The sequence below is a fragment of the Roseateles sp. AC306 genome (assembly GCF_979253795.1).
The window spans coordinates 453085-467662 of record NZ_CEEDEB010000003.1 but is presented as its reverse complement, the minus strand read 5'-3'; the positions used below and the strand labels follow the sequence as shown (position 1 = coordinate 467662).

Below are 14578 nucleotides of genomic sequence, written 5' to 3'. Positions count from 1 at the left end.
TGGGGACGGAGCTACGCGCGGGTACGCGCTTCGGTCTGTCCCGCAAGGTCTTGGAATTGGGGCTTTTCTTTGGGCACCCAGGCCCAGACAAATTCACACTCGATCGGCTCGATGCCGGCTTCGTCGGTCACGGTCACGGCGACCCGCACTTCGCCCTTGATGTCGCTGGCCATGCTGGCGCGCTGTGCGTCCGTCAGGTGCGCCTTGGCGGTCAGGCCGCCGGTCGCACGCTTGCGGAAGTTCACCTGCAACGACTTGCACAGCGGCAGGCAGTCGTCGCGCACGTTCATGCCCACCACCATGCCAGTCGCGGTCTCGGCCAGCAGCGACATGGCGGCCGCATGCACGCCCTTGATGTGGTTCTGCACCGGGCGTTTGTTGGCGACGTGGATCTCGCTGCGCTCAGGCGTGAGCGCGACGAAGTCCAGCGACGCCGTGCCGGTGAAGGGCACGGCACGCCGCAGCGCGAAGTTACGCGCAGCGCCCCGCAGCGGGGACGGCAATGCGTCCAGCTTGGCGAGCGTGCGTTGAAGCCTATTCATGTCGCGTCTTAGTCAGTTGGGGGCGGAGCTGTCGGCGAGTACACCGCCAGGTCCATCCCGCAATGCCATTAGTTTCGGACCGGCTTGCCCGTTTGCAGCATGCCCATGATGCGTTCCTGCGTCTTGGGGTTGTCCAGCAGCGCGCAGAAGTGCTTGCGCTCCAGCGCCATCAGGTACTCCTCGGTGACGAGGGAGCCGGCCTCGACCTCGCCACCGCAGACCACGTCGGCAATCGCCGCGGCCAGGTGGTAGTCGTGGGCGCTGACGAAGCCGCCGTCGCGCATGTTGGCGACCTGCCCCTTGATCGTCGCTATGCCGCTGCGGCCCGCCACTGGGAACATGACCTTGTGCGGCGGGCGGTAGCCGGCTTCAGCCATGCCGAGCGCCGTTGCAGTGGCGACGTGCAGCAATTCGTCCTTGTGCGGCACGATGATGTCGCTGTCCAGCAGGAAGCCGTTCTTCCTGGCTTCGTGCGCCGAGGTCGCGACCTTGGCCGTGGCCGCCGTCAGGAAGCCGTCCTTCAGGAAGCTCAGGATGTCGGCATTGGCGTTGCCGGCCGCAGCCATTTCGGCCGCGCGGCGGGCGATGTAGGTCAGGCCGCCACCGCCGGGGACCAGGCCCACGCCGACTTCGACCAGGCCGACATAACTTTCCACGTGAGTGACACGGCGCGAGCAGTACACCGCCAGTTCGGCGCCACCGCCCAGCGCCAGGCCGCGCATCGCCGCGACGACCGGCACGTTGGCGTAGCGCAGGCGCAGCATCATGTCCTGCAGCTTCTTCTCTTCCGGCGCGATGCCCTTGCTGCCCATCTTCATGAAGACGGGCATCAGGCTCTCGAGGTTGGCGCCGGCCGAGAACACGTCGTCCGGCGACCAGATCACCAGGCCCTTGTAGTCGGCTTCGGCGATCTCGACGGCCTTCAGCAGGCCCTCGGTGACGGCCGGGCTGATCAGGTGCAGCTTGGCGGTGATGGAGGCGATAACGACATCACCGTCTCGCGTCCAGACGCGCACTTCGTCGTTCTTGAACAGCTCGGTGCCCGACTTCAGCGGGTCGGCGGCGCCGGTTCCAAGCAGGCTCTCGCGGAAGGCCTGGCGCTCGTACACGGGCAGCTCGCTGCGCGGCTTGAACTTGCCCTCGGCGGCGCTCCACGAGCCTTGCGGCGTGTGCACGCCACCGGCTTCGGCAACCGGGCCTTCGTTGACCCAGGCCGGCAGCGGCGCGCTGGACAGCGTCTTGCCTTCGGCGATGTCGGCCGAGATCCACTCGGCGACCTGCTTCCAGCCGGCGGCCTGCCACAGCTCGAACGGGCCTTGCGAAGTGCCGAAGCCCCAGCGCATCGCGAAGTCGATCTCACGCGCTGTGTCGGCCACTGTGTTCAGGTGAACGGCGGCGTAGTGGAAGCTGTCGCGCAGGATGGCCCACAGGAACTGCGCCTGCGGGTTGGTCGACTCACGCAGCAGCTTGAGACGGTCGGCCGGCTGCTTCTTCAACATGCGGGCGACGATCTCGTCGGCCTTCTTGCCGCCGGCGACGTACTCACCCGTGGCGAAGTCGAGGCGCTGGATGTCCTTGCCCACCTTCTTGTAGAAACCCGCGCCCGTCTTTTGGCCCAGAGCGCCCTTCTCGATCAGGCCGGCCAGCACCTTCGGCGTAGCGTAGGTCGAGTAGAAGGGGTCATCCTTCAGGTTGTCCTGCATCGTCTTGACGACGTGGGCCATGGTGTCCAGGCCGACGACGTCCGCAGTGCGGAAGGTGCCGCTGGACGCGCGGCCCAGCTTCTTGCCGGTCAGGTCGTCGACGACGTCCACGGAGAGGCCGAACTTCTCGGCCTCGATCATCGTGGCCATCATGCCGGCGATGCCGACGCGGTTGGCGACGAAGTTGGGCGTGTCGTGGGCGCGCACGACGCTCTTGCCCAGCGACGTGGTGACGAAGGCTTCGAGCTGGTCGAGGATGTCGGCTTGAGTGGTCGGCGTGTTGATCAGCTCGACCAGCGCCATGTAGCGCGGCGGGTTGAAGAAGTGGATGCCGCAGAAGCGCGGCTTGATTTCTTCGGGCAGCACTTCGCTGAGCTTGGTGATCGACAGGCCCGACGTGTTGGACGCGACGATGGCGTGGGGTGCCACGAACGGCGCGATCTTGGTGTACAGGTCGAGCTTCCAGTCCATGCGCTCGGCGATGGCCTCGATGATGAGATCGCAGCCTTTGAGCAGGTCGAGGTGCTCTTCGTAGTTGGCCTGCTGAATCAGCGCGGCCTCGCTCGCATCGCCCAGCGGCGCCGGCTTGAGCTTCTTCAGCCCGTCGACAGCCTTGGTGACGATGCCGTTCTTCGGGCCTTCCTTGGCGGGCAGGTCGAACAGCACGACCGGCACCTTGCAGTTGACGAGGTGGGCCGCGATCTGCGCGCCCATCACGCCGGCGCCGAGCACGGCCACCTTGCGGACTTGGAACTTGGAACTACTCATGGGGTCTCCTGTCTGAGAAGGGGTGACTGCGGCTCAGGCCGCCGTCAGAAACTTGTGCACGGCCGGCCAGTAGACACCGCGTTCGTCGCGCATGCCGTGCGTGTGGTCGGCCTTGGTGAGCGTCAGCCGCTCCACGCGCGCGCCCGCAGGCGCTGCGGCGGCCAGGCTGTCGCCGTGGTCGGTTGGTGTCCAGCGGTCGCCCAGGCTGTGAACCAGCAGCAGGCGCACCTGGGCAGGCAGCCGCGTGATGGCCAGTTCCGGCCGCAGCCGGCGCTCGGCTTCGGGCGCGAAGACGCTGCCCAGGCGCAGCACCGCGTGGGCGAAGGGGTAGTGCTTCCAGAACTCCGGCAGGCTGGAGGCGCAGCCCTCGGCCACGATGCGGTCGAACGGAAAGTCCGCTGCGCCGAGCGCATTCAGCATGTGCATCGCACCAAAGGATGCGCACAGCGCATGCACCGGCAGGCCGGGGAACAGTTGCCGCGCCTGCCGTCCGGCGGCCAGGCTGTCCGCCGGCCAGTCGAAATTGGTGGAGGCGCTGTCGCCAAAGCCGTTGTAGTCGAAGGCGAGCACGTGGAAGCCGGCATCGAGCAGCGCATCGGCATGGCCGTTGCGCAGCCAGAAGCCCTTGGCCGCCAGGCCCATCGGGTGGGCGCAGACGACGACACCGCGTGGTGCCTCGGCGGTCGTGCGCTTCAGCACGGCGGCCAGCGCGGAATGGCTGGCGCTCGGGAAGCTCAGGCGCTCCCAGCCGTCGGTGGGCACGCCCTGCGGCCAGCGCCAGGGCTTCATGAAGCGGCCGAAGAAGGGCTTCTTCAACTGGCGATGCCAGAACCAGCGCGCACCGGAGTCCGGCGCGGTCAGTCCTTCCCAGGTACGGCCGGCGAGTTCACCCATGGCTCACTCCGCCCGCTGCCAGGTCTGGCTGCGGCCGAACAGCGGTGTGCCCATGTAGCCCCGCACTTCGAGGCGCTTGCCGCCGTCCAGCGGCTTCAGGCGCACGCGATAGGTTTTGCCGTTGTTGGGGTCGAGGATCTCGCCGCCACCCCACACGCCGTCGCCCTCAGCCTTCACGCCGCGAATGATCTGCAGGCCGACGACCGGCTTGTCCTTGCGGTCATCACGGCACAGGTCGCACTTGGCGTCGCCGGGGTCTTTCGGGTCCAGCAGCTTGTCGATGCTGCCAACGAGGGTGCCCCCCTGTTCACTGATGCGGACCAGCGACTTCGCGGTTTTGCCGTCGTCGTCGATGGTCTTCCACAGGCCCACGGGTGAAGTCTGCGCAAAGGCAAACGCGGGCAACAGCAGGGCAACAGCGAACAGGGACTTCATCGGGGCATCCTTTTCAGAAGAGGGCCTCTTCCATTTCCATCAGCGGCGCCAGACCGGCACGGGCGGTACGGATCAGCATCGCCGTCTCGGGCAGCAGCTTGGCAAAGTAGAAGCGCGCCGTGGCCAACTTGGCGGTGTAGAACGGATCGCCGGAATCCTTCTTGGCGAGCGCGATCTTGGCGGCCTGGGCGAAGAAGTAGGCAAACGTCATGTGGCCCACCACACGGAGGTAATCCACCGCTGCGGCGCCCACTTCGTCGGGGTTGCCGAAGGCCTTCATGCCCAGTTCCTGCGTCAGCTTGTTGACCTTGTCGCCCAGGTCGGCGAGCGGGTTGACGAACTCCTGCATCGCCTCGTTCGTGCCTTCCTCTTCAATGAAGGCGGCGATCTTCTTGCCGAACTTCTTCAGCGTGGCGCCGTTGTTGCCCAGCACCTTGCGGCCCAGCAGGTCCAGCGACTGGATGGTGTTGGTTCCCTCGTAGATCATGTTGATGCGCGCATCGCGCACGTACTGCTCCATGCCCCACTCGTGGATAAAGCCGTGGCCGCCGAAGACCTGCATGCAGTGCGACGTGGCCAGCCAGCCGTTGTCGGTGATGAAGGCCTTGATGATGGGCGTCAGCAGCGCCACTTCGGCGTCGCATTCCTTGCGCTCGTCCTCGTCGTCGCTCTTCAGCGCCTTGTCGAGTTGCAGCACCGTGTAGGCCTGCAGCATGCGGCCGCCTTCGGCAAAGGCACGGGCGGTCAGCAGCATCTTGCGCACGTCGGGGTGCACGATGATGGGATCGGCCGGCTTGTCCGGGGCCTTGGGACCACTCAGCGCGCGCATTTGCAGGCGGTCCTTGGCATAGGCGACGGCGTTTTGATAGGCCACCTCGGTCAGGCCGAGCGACTGGTTGCCCACGCCCAGACGAGCGGCGTTCATCATGACGAACATGGCGGCCAGGCCTTTGTTGGGCTGGCCCACCAGCGTGCCGACGGCGCCTTCCAGCACGATCTGCGCAGTGGCGTTGCCGTGGATGCCCATCTTGTGCTCCAGGCCGGCGCAGAAGATGTCATTGCGGCTGCCCAGCGAGCCGTCCGCGTTGACGTTGAATTTCGGCACGATGAAGAGCGAGATGCCCTTGGAGCCCACCGGTGCGTCCGGCAGGCGGGCCAGCACCAGATGGACGATGTTGTCGGCCATGTCGTGCTCGCCGGCCGAGATGAAGATCTTGGCGCCGGTGAGCTTGTAGGTGCCGTCGGCCTGCGGTTCGGCCTTGGTACGCAGCATGCCGAGGTCGGTGCCGCAGTGCGGCTCGGTCAGGCACATCGTGCCGGTCCATTCGCCGCTGGTCAGCTTGGGCAGATAGGTGGCCTGCTGCTCGGGCGTGCCGTGGGCGTGCAGGGCTTCATAGGCGCCATGCGACAGGCCCGGGTACATCGTCCACGCCTGGTTGGCCGAGTTCAGCATCTCGTAGAAGAACTGGTTCACCAGATAGGGCAGGCCCTGGCCACCGAACTGGGTGTCACAGCTCAAAGCCGCCCAGCCACCATCGACGTACTGCTTGTAGGCATCCTTGAAGCCCTTGGGCGTGGTCACCTCGTGGGTGGCCTTGTCGAGCGTGCAGCCCTCGGCGTCGCCGCTCAGGTTGATGGGGGCGATGACAGCGGCGGCGAACTTGCCGCCTTCCTCAAGCACCGCGTTGATCGTGTCGGCGTCGATGTCGGCATGGGCCGGCAGCATCTTCAGCTCGTCGACCACGTTCAACAGCTCGTGCATGACGAACTGCATGTCACGCATGGGCGGGGTGTACTGGGGCATCGGGTACTCCTGGAACAGTCTGGGGGATCGTGATTCGGGTCAGCGCTTGGTGGCGCTGCTCTTGGGCGCCTTGCGGCTGCTCTCGATGGCGAGGCCGGCCGGCGTGGCATAGAACTGGATGGTTCGGTCGAAACCCGTGCCGGCACGAGTGAGCGCGCCGGGGATGCGCATGAAACGCGCGTCGTGGTGCAAGGACAGGATCAGGCCGTGCAGCTCGAAACAGATCTGCTCGACATCGGCGTCCGCCTTCAGATGGCCTTCGCCGATGGACAATTGGATGGCCTTTTGCAGCGCCGCATGCCAGGCCTTGACCATGGCGACGAGCGCATCGCGCACCGGGCCGGGCCGGTCGTCGAACTCGACGGCACCGCTGATGTAGATGCAGCCCGAGTCCACCTCGACCGATACGCGGCGCACCCAGTGTTCGAACATTGCCCGCAGCCTGGGCAGGCCGCGCGTCTCACGGATGGCGGTGAAAAAGACTTCCTCTTCGAACTTGGCGTGGTATTCGGTAACGACGGCGATCTGCAGTTCCTCGCGCGAGCCGAAGTGGGCGAAGACGCCCGACTTGCTCATGCCCGTCACGTCGGCCAGCGCGCCGATGGACAGGCCCTCCAGGCCCATGTGCGAGGCCAGGCCCAGCGCGGCGTCGAGGATGGCGGCACGGGTCTGCTGGCCTTTTTGCAGGGAACGCGCCACGCGCACCGGCTTGGCGGCGCGCAGCGGGGCGGCTTTCTTGGCGGGGACGGGAAGCGTGGACACAGGCAGACGAAGCTCAGGAATAAAACGAACGATCGTTCTATTTTGCAGGTCGCTCCGGTCGGCGCGCCAGTCCGGCGGTTCAAATTCCTAGGGCGATGTGTCTAATAGGCCCGACAACCTAGGGATGACCCTGAGTTTTTACCCAGCCCGCGGCGGTGTCACAGCCCCACGCTTGAGCCCTGGCCCGGTTCTCGCTAGGCTCTGGGCTTGAAGAGGGGCAGTTCCCGAGTTGACCCGAGGCCCGTGGGGGCGCCCTTCCAGGAGGTTGACGCCTGTGGATGTGCTCCAACTCGATGTCTCCGGCCGGCCCCAGGCCTGGATCACCACGCGGGAAGCTGCGGTGCTTTACGCCAGCGACGGCGTCGCATGGACGCTCGGCGAGCCCTGCCAGGTGCTGCGCGGCGGCTGGCAGCGCGTGACCGGCAGGCAGTCGCGCATCGAGGTGCACTCCATCATTGCCGTGCGTGGTTCGGTGCCCAGCCGGGCCTGGCGCCAGGCGCCGGCGCTGACAAACAGCAAGCTCTTCGTGCGCGACCGCTTCATCTGCGCCTACTGCGGCCATCACTGCCTGCACGAAGACCTGACGCGCGAACACATCCACCCGACCTCGCGCGGCGGCTATGACAGCTGGATGAACTGCATCACTGCCTGCCGCCCCTGCAATGGCCGCAAGGGCAGCCGCCTGCCCGAGGAGGCGAACATGAGCCTGCTCTACCTGCCCTATGTGCCGAGCCTGCACGAGGACATGATCCTGCGCGGCCGCCGCATCCTGGCCGACCAGATGGAGTTCCTGCTCGCCAGCGTGCCCCGCTCGAGCCGGCTGCATGGGTAAAGAGTTGTAGCAAGCGGCGACCATCGGTCAACGGCAGGACAATTCGCCACGTTGGGCCGCTGTTCTGCTCAAGGAGAAAACCATCATGTCCAAACTCGTGACTTCCCTCACCCTCGTCGCCGCGCTCGCCCTGTCGGCCTGCTCGACGACCAGCCCCGACGTCATCCAGCGCGGCGACGCGCAGCGCATGTCGCAGGTGCAGGACGCGACGGTGCTGTCCGCCCGCCCGGTCGTCATCGACGGCTCGCAAAGCGGCATCGGCGGCGTGGCCGGTGGCGTGACCGGCGCCATCGCCGGCAGCTCGGTCGGTGGTCGTCGTGAAGGCCAGGTCGTCGGCGTGCTCGGTGCCGTGGCCGGCGCCGTGATCGGCAACGCCATCGAACGCTCGGCCACCCGTGAAAACGCGCTGGAGATCACGGTCCAGCTGCGCAACGGCGAGCGCCGCTCCATCGTGCAGGCCAAGGGCGTCGAGTCCTTCAACAGCGGTGACCCGGTCATCCTGACGACGACCGGCGGCAAGACCCGCGTGATGCGCGCCCCGGCCGTCGTGCCCGCAGCCAACAGCTGATTCGCCGGCGTTCACGGGCCGGCGTCCCGAGCAGGGACAATCCGGCCCATGAACATGAAGAAAACCGATCTGGAACGCCTTGCCGGCCTGAAGCTGGACAGCGCCATGCGTGGCAAGGCGACGCCCGGCCGCTTCGGTGCCGCCGCCGCCGCAGTGCCCGACCGCAAGGCGCAGCGCAAGCTGGACGCCGCTGCCGGCCTGGTGCCTTTTGCCTGTAAGTTGCCGGCCGAGTTGACCGAGCAACTGCGCGAGCGAGCGGATAGCCATGAAGGCGGCATCAACGCCCTCGTGGCCGAGTTGCTGGCCAAGGCGCTCAAGGCATGAGTGACCTTCACGAACCCGTCTTCGAGGCGCGCCTGTGGCGCGACAACGGCTGGACGGCGCAGGTCATCAAGAACGAGGACGACGAGGGCTGGGCCGTCGCGATGTTCAAGGCCGGCGAAAGCGAACCGGCGCTGGTCGGCCCCTGGACGATGGGGCGGGACAAGAAGAACCCCAAGCCCCTGGACGTCAACGCCTTCAACACACTGGTGAAGACGGCCTCCGAGGTGCTGCGCCGGCACGAGCAACAGCTGCACGCCCAGCTCAACAAGGCGCTCTACGTCGCCCGCGACGGCGCCTGGCTCAAGATCACGCTGGAGATCGTGCCCGCCGAGGACGACCCGTATGCCTGGCTGGCCGCCTTTGACGCCGCCGGCGAGCGCCTGGCGCAGGTCAAGGTGGCGGCGGGCTTCAAGCTCAGCCAGTCGGCGGCCGAGGCTTGGGTGGACAACGGCTTCGAGCGCCCCGCCGGGCGGGACTGACTGCACGTCCGATTGCGGCCAGACAGGGCTCGGCTGCGTCGGAAGAATGGCGTGCTTCCCACCGGAGCACGCCATGTCCTTTCGCATCACCGGGCTGTCTGCCCAACCCTTTGAACATCTCTTCGGTCTGAGCGACGCCGAGCTCGGCGTCCATGGCGCACTCCGGTATCAGGGCGAAGGCCTGCCCGACCGCGTCGAGTTGCGCGACACGCTGGGCGACGAGACCGTGCTGCTCATCAACCATGAGCACCAGCCTGCCGCCACGCCCTACCGCTCGCGCCACGCCATCTTCGTGCGCGAGCACGCCGGCGCGCCTTTCGACGCGGTCGACGACGTGCCAGACGCGCTGCGCCGGCGACTGCTGTCGCTTCGCGCCTTCGACGCGGCCGGCCTGATGGTTGATGCCGATGTCGTCGACGGCATGGCCGTCGAGGACCTCATCGAGCGCTTGTTCGCGCAGCCCACGGCCGCGTACGTCCACGCGCACTTCGCGCGGCGCGGCTGCTATGCGGCACTGATCCGGCGCGCCTGAGGGCGCCGACGATGGCGAAGGCCACCTCGTCACGCGTCAGCTTCTTCAAGCAACTCCCGTCTGGCGCGATGACGACGCTGGCGCCAAACCCACGCGCGCCCGGCTCGTTGAGGCTGCCCGGCCAGTTGCTCTGCGGCATCCAGGCGCCCAGCTCCCTGCCAGCGAGGCGGCACCTAACTCTCAGTCCCGCCCGCTGCGGCGGCCTCGAGCGCCGCGAGCACCTCGGCGAGGTTGCCCTCCAACGTCCTGTGCCTGCGCGGCTGAGCAATCGCCCGGCGGGGCGCGCTCAAACAGCAATCTCGAAACTCAGCCCAGCGCGGGCCTGCAGCCGGCGCACCAGCGCCAGGCCCATCGCGCTGCCGGGCGTCCACACGCCGCCGTGGGTGGCCTCGCGGCCCACGTCCTGCAGCAGGCACAGGGCCGTCTCGCTGATCAGCTTGCAGGTCGAGCCATAGCCCGGGTCGCGGTCGCCCTTGACGATGGCGCGCAGCGTCTCGCCGCCGGCTGACCGGCCGGTGAACCAGACTTCGTAGCGCCCCGCCTCGCGCGCGGCCTTGTTCGGGCCGTCGCCCGGCTGGGTCAGCACGAAGCGGCGCAGGAACGCGCGCGCGGGGCCCAGGCCCAGCAGCAGGTTCTGCAGCTGGTTGAAGCAGCTCAGCACCGTCGCCTTTCTGCGGCCCTTGTCGCGCTGGCCCCGCCGCCCGGTCAGCAGCTTCTCGCTGTAGATGAAGCCCTCGCCCCAGGGATGGCCGCGCAGCGCGTTGCTGCGGTGGACGTTCTTGGTGTTGATCGTCGCCATGACGAAGGGGGCCGTCCAGGCGTCGGCCCAGTCGTCGAAGTCGGCGCCCTGATCGGCGGGTTGGCGCGGGCCCTTGAAGCCCGGCGTCAACGTGAAGGGATTGGCCATGACCTTGGCGAGAGCGGGCTCGCGGCGAACGGCGGCGACCGTCTCCATCATGCTGGCCAGCGTGCCGCCCGACGCCGCGCCCTTGATGCGCGCGACGCGGCCACGGACCTCCGGCAGCGGTGCGCCGAAGCGGGCCTGCGCCTCGGCCTGCAGGTAGACGACGCCGAGGTCGAAGGGGATGGAATCGAAGCCGCAGGAGAAGACGATGCGCGCGCCGCTCGCTTCGGCCAGTGGCGTCAACTTGTCGATCATGCGGGCCATCCACAGCGGCTCGCCGCAGAGGTCGACGTAGTCGGTGCCGCCTTCGGCACAGGCGGTGGCGAGCGGCTCGCCGTGCAGCTGATAGGGGCCGACCGTCGTGATGACCACCTGCGTGCGCCTGACCAGGGCCTTGAGCGCGGCGGCATCGTTGGCGTCCGCTTTCAGCAAGGCGATCGACGGCGGCAGGTGCAGTTGGTCGCGCACCTTGGCCAGCTTGTCCAGGCTGCGCCCGGCAATGGCCCAGCGCGCTCCGGCCGCGCCGCTGAGGTGGAGGTATTCGGCCACGAGGTGGCCCGTGAACCCGGTCGCGCCGAAGACGACGAGATCGAACTCCCGGCGCTCAGGCATCGGCCCGGCCCTTCATGGCCACCCAGTCGCTGCGCAACAAGCCCAGCGAATGGCAGTCCACATACTCGCCGGCCACGAAGACGATGCCGCGCTGTATGCCTTCGTGCGTGAAGCCGCACTTCTCGGCCACGCGCCGGGAGGCGTGGTTGTGCACGGACATGCCGCAGGACAGGCGGTTCACCGGCCAGTTCTCGAACAGGTAGTCCACCAGCAACGCGGCCGCCTCGCTGGCCAGGCCCTGGCCGCGCATCGCGACGTCGGCCATCCCCCAGCCGATCTCGCGCGCCGTCGTGTAGCGGGCTGCCGCAAAGTGCACCACGTCGCCGACGACGCTGCCGTCGATGAGATGGCAGATCAGCAGTCGCTCGGCCTCCTCGCTGGCAAAGCCGTTGTCCTTCCAGCGCTGGTCTACCGCGTGCGGCGTCATCATGCGCGAGCCCAGGAAGGGGCCCTTCACCTGGGGGTCGCTCACCGAGCGCTTGAGCCAGGGCAGGTCTTCCTCCGTCACATGGCGCAGGCCAACACGTTGTCCTCTCAGCATGGATTCCGTCCTTGAATGAAAAAACCCGGCCTGAGCCGGGCCTGGTCAGAGTGTCTCTGTTTAGAAGTGGATGCCGCGCATCATCTGCTGCATGGCGATGGCTTCCGGCGACAGCCCCGACTTGCCGGACTTGTCGCCCTTGGCGGCGGAGCTGTCGGGGAACATGCGGAAGGTCGTGTTCATGACGATCTGCGCGATGCGCGGCGCGGCGGCATGCAGCATCTCGCCGGAGATGCCCAGGCGCGTGGCGATGCGCACCGGCTTGTTGATGCAGGCCTGCGCAATCATGTCGCCGGCCTCCTCGGGCGCCAGCGTCGGCACGTTCTTGTAGATCGCCGTCGGCGCGATCATCGGCGTGCGCACCAGCGGCATGTTGATGGTGGTGAACGTCACGCCGGTGTCGGCGAACTCGCTGGAGGCGCAGCGCGTCCAGGCGTCCAGCGCGGCCTTGCTGGCCACGTAGGCGCTGAAGCGCGGCGCATTGGTCAGCACGCCGATGGAGCTGATGTTGACGACGTGGCCCTTCTTCTTGGCCACCATGCCGGGCAGCAGGCCCATGGTGACGCGCAGGCAGCCGAAGTAGTTCAGGTCCATCGTGCGCTGGAAATCATGGAAGCGGTCGTAGCTGCTCTCGATCGCACGGCGGATGGAGCGGCCGGCGTTGTTGATGAGGAAGTCGACGCCGCCGAACTCGTCGTTGCACCACGCGATCAGCCCCGCGCAGCCGGCCTCGTCGGCGATGTCGCAGGCATAACTGTGGATCTGAGCGTCCTTGCCGGCCTTGTCCTTGATCTCCTTGACGGCCTCGGCCAGCTTTGCTTCGTCACGCGCGCAGATCAGCGTGATGGCGCCGGCCTCGGCGAACTTGATGGCCGTGGCCAGGCCGATGCCCGATGAGCCGCCCGTCACCAGCACCACCTTGCCGCCGGTGGCGCCGCGCAAGCTGCGGTCGATGAACAGCGCCGGGTCGAGATGACGCTCCCAGTAGTCCCAAAGCCGCCAGGCGTAGTCGTTCAGGTCGGGGCAGGCAATGCCACTGCCTTTGAGCGCGGCCTCGGTGTCGCGGCAGTCGAAGCGCGTCGGGTAGTTGATGAAGGTGAACATGTCCTCGGGGATGCCGAGGTCCTTCATGACCGCATTGCGGATGCGGCGCACCGGCGCCAGCGCCATCAGCCCCTTCTTGACGCTCTTGGGGATGAAGCCCATCAACGCGGCGTTGATGAACAGGTTCATCTTGGGCGCATGCGCGGCCTTGCTGAAGATGTCCAGCACATCGCCGACGCGGTAGCCCTGCGGGTCCACGAGGTGGTAGCAGCCGTGGCCCTTGCTGACCTTGTGCGAGATGTGGTCCAGCGCGTCGACGACGAAGTCCACCGGCACGATGTTGATGCGGCCACCCTCCAGGCCGACGCTGGGCATCCACGGCGGCAGGATCTGGCGCATGCGCTGGATCAGCTTGAAGAAGTAGTAAGGCCCGTCGACCTTGTCCATCTCACCGGACTTGGAGTCGCCCACCACCAGCGCCGGGCGATACACCGTCCACGGCCGCTTGCACTCCTTGCGCACGATCTTCTCGCTCTCGTGCTTGGTCATGAAGTACGGGTGGTCCAGCCCTTCCGCCTCTTCGAACATGTCCTCGCGGAACACGCCTTCGTACAGCCCTGCCGCCGCAATCGAGCTGACGTGATGCACATGGCCGGCGTCGATGGCCTGAGCGAACTCCACCATGCTGCGGGTGCCTTCGATGTTCACCGCCACCTGCGATTCCTCGTCGGCGCCCAGGTCGTAGACCGCAGCCAGGTGATAGAGGTGATCGATCTTGCCCTTCAGGCTCTTGATGACGTCGCTGGCCACACCGAGCTTCTTGCTCGTCAGGTCACCGTAGACGGGGATTGCGCGCGTCTTGGCGACGCCCCAGTAGGCGAGCAGGTCGGTCAGCTTGGCCGCGCTCTCCTCACGCATCAGGAAGTGGACCGTGCTGCCGCGCCGGGCCAGCAGCTTCTTGACGAGTCGCTTGCCGATGAAGCCTGTGGCGCCAGTGACGAAATACTGCATGCGGGTCTCCTGCTTGTGGGGGTTTGCTTCATTCTTGACCAGCGCCCGGGGTGGCCTGCTGCGCACTTTCCCGAGGAACGGCGTAGAGCGCACTCACTAGGAATGGGCGCTCTGCGGGCCAAGGCCGCCGCTACAGTCCCGCTGCAATTCGCTAACTCGCAAGGACACCAAATGGTCAAGAAGCTTCAAAAGATGGCTGACAAGAAGAAGGCTGCTGCCGCCACCGGCTTCCCGGCTGGCCTGCTCGACAGCGCGATGGCACAGAACGTCAAGGACAGCGCCCAGCAGATCTGGGCCGCCGGCCTCGCCTCCTTCGCCAAGGCCCAGGGCGAAGGCTCCAAGGTCTTCGAGGCCCTCGTCTCGGAAGGACAGAAATTGCAGAAGAAGACCCAATCCGCCGCCGAAGAAAAGTTCAGCGCCGTGGCCAGCAAGGTCAGCGGCATGGCCGGCGACGTCGGCGCCAAGGCCGGCCAGCAATGGGACAAGCTGGAAACCATCTTCGAAGCCCGCGTGGCCAAGGCCCTGCAAGGCCTGGGCGTGCCGACCAAGGCCGATATCGACAGCCTGATCAAGCGCATCGACGCGCTGGCCGTGGCGACCGGCGTGCAGCCGGCCAAGAAGGCTGCCGCCAAGCCCGCCGCCAGGAAGGCTGCTGCTCCGGCTGCCAAGAAGGCTGCCCCGGCTGCGAAGCCCGCCGCAGCGCCGGCCAAGAAAGCTGCCGCCGCCAAGCCCGTGGCTGCCAAGAAGGCTGCTCCGGCCAAGAAGGCACCTGCCGCCAAGAAGGCCGCCGCGCCGACCGCGCAAGCCTGATCAAGCTGACTCT

General features: G+C 67.0%; 15 protein-coding genes. 6 read left to right on the top strand and 9 right to left on the bottom strand.

Annotated features, from left to right (window positions below):
- Positions 1-11 precede the first annotated feature (11 nt).
- The 6 genes from AC0IZJ_RS10190 to AC0IZJ_RS10165 form a co-directional block, all read right to left on the bottom strand.
- On the bottom strand, positions 12-542 hold the full coding sequence (locus AC0IZJ_RS10190; RefSeq protein ID WP_471849206.1) for a DUF4442 domain-containing protein: 531 nt from the start codon (positions 540-542) through the stop codon (positions 12-14).
- Positions 543-610: 68 nt separating this feature from the next.
- Positions 611-3013, bottom strand: a complete 2403-nt coding sequence (locus tag AC0IZJ_RS10185) for a 3-hydroxyacyl-CoA dehydrogenase/enoyl-CoA hydratase family protein (RefSeq protein WP_471849204.1) — start codon at positions 3011-3013, stop codon at positions 611-613.
- A gap of 33 nt (positions 3014-3046) precedes the next feature.
- Complete coding sequence (locus AC0IZJ_RS10180) at positions 3047-3907, bottom strand: alpha/beta hydrolase (protein WP_471849202.1); 861 nt, start codon at positions 3905-3907, stop codon at positions 3047-3049.
- A 3-nt stretch (positions 3908-3910) separates the two neighbouring features.
- Positions 3911-4342, bottom strand: coding sequence for a DUF2147 domain-containing protein (locus AC0IZJ_RS10175; protein WP_471849200.1), 432 nt, complete (start codon positions 4340-4342; stop codon positions 3911-3913).
- Between the two features lie 13 nt (positions 4343-4355).
- Complete coding sequence (locus tag AC0IZJ_RS10170) at positions 4356-6146, bottom strand: acyl-CoA dehydrogenase C-terminal domain-containing protein (protein WP_471849198.1); 1791 nt, start codon at positions 6144-6146, stop codon at positions 4356-4358.
- Positions 6147-6185: 39 nt separating this feature from the next.
- Complete coding sequence (locus AC0IZJ_RS10165) at positions 6186-6914, bottom strand: TetR/AcrR family transcriptional regulator (protein WP_471849323.1); 729 nt, start codon at positions 6912-6914, stop codon at positions 6186-6188.
- Between the two features lie 268 nt (positions 6915-7182).
- On the opposite strand from AC0IZJ_RS10165, the gene AC0IZJ_RS10160 reads away from it, so the two are divergent.
- The 5 genes from AC0IZJ_RS10160 (at position 7183) to AC0IZJ_RS10140 (ending at position 9643) form a co-directional block, all read left to right on the top strand.
- Positions 7183-7740, top strand: a complete 558-nt coding sequence (locus AC0IZJ_RS10160) for an HNH endonuclease (protein ID WP_471849197.1) — start codon at positions 7183-7185, stop codon at positions 7738-7740.
- Between the two features lie 85 nt (positions 7741-7825).
- Positions 7826-8308: an outer membrane lipoprotein gene (locus AC0IZJ_RS10155; protein WP_471849195.1), complete on the top strand. Its 483-nt coding sequence runs from the start codon at positions 7826-7828 to the stop codon at positions 8306-8308.
- Between the two features lie 48 nt (positions 8309-8356).
- Positions 8357-8632, top strand: a complete 276-nt coding sequence (locus tag AC0IZJ_RS10150; RefSeq protein ID WP_471849193.1) for a hypothetical protein — start codon at positions 8357-8359, stop codon at positions 8630-8632.
- Positions 8629-9111, top strand: a complete 483-nt coding sequence (locus tag AC0IZJ_RS10145) for a hypothetical protein (protein ID WP_471849191.1) — start codon at positions 8629-8631, stop codon at positions 9109-9111. The genes AC0IZJ_RS10150 and AC0IZJ_RS10145 overlap by 4 nt, the downstream gene beginning before the upstream one ends.
- Before the next feature lie 73 nt (positions 9112-9184).
- On the top strand, positions 9185-9643 hold the full coding sequence (locus AC0IZJ_RS10140) for a DUF1203 domain-containing protein (protein ID WP_471849189.1): 459 nt from the start codon (positions 9185-9187) through the stop codon (positions 9641-9643).
- A 286-nt stretch (positions 9644-9929) separates the two neighbouring features.
- Here AC0IZJ_RS10140 and AC0IZJ_RS10135 read toward each other — a convergent pair whose 3' ends face one another.
- The 3 genes from AC0IZJ_RS10135 to AC0IZJ_RS10125 are packed head-to-tail and all read right to left on the bottom strand — an operon-like array spanning position 9930 to position 13755.
- On the bottom strand, positions 9930-11159 hold the full coding sequence (locus tag AC0IZJ_RS10135) for a saccharopine dehydrogenase family protein (protein ID WP_471849187.1): 1230 nt from the start codon (positions 11157-11159) through the stop codon (positions 9930-9932).
- Positions 11152-11700 carry a GNAT family N-acetyltransferase gene (locus tag AC0IZJ_RS10130; protein ID WP_471849185.1) on the bottom strand — a complete coding sequence of 183 codons (549 nt, stop codon included), beginning with the start codon at positions 11698-11700 and terminating at the stop codon, positions 11152-11154. The genes AC0IZJ_RS10135 and AC0IZJ_RS10130 overlap by 8 nt, the downstream gene beginning before the upstream one ends.
- Positions 11701-11760: 60 nt before the next feature.
- Positions 11761-13755, bottom strand: coding sequence for an SDR family oxidoreductase (locus tag AC0IZJ_RS10125; RefSeq protein ID WP_471849183.1), 1995 nt, complete (start codon positions 13753-13755; stop codon positions 11761-11763).
- A gap of 171 nt (positions 13756-13926) precedes the next feature.
- Here AC0IZJ_RS10125 and AC0IZJ_RS10120 point away from each other — a divergent pair, with 171 nt between their 5' ends.
- A complete protein-coding gene (locus tag AC0IZJ_RS10120) occupies positions 13927-14565 on the top strand; it encodes a phasin family protein (RefSeq protein WP_471849181.1) in 639 nt (212 codons plus the stop codon).
- Positions 14566-14578 lie beyond the last annotated feature (13 nt).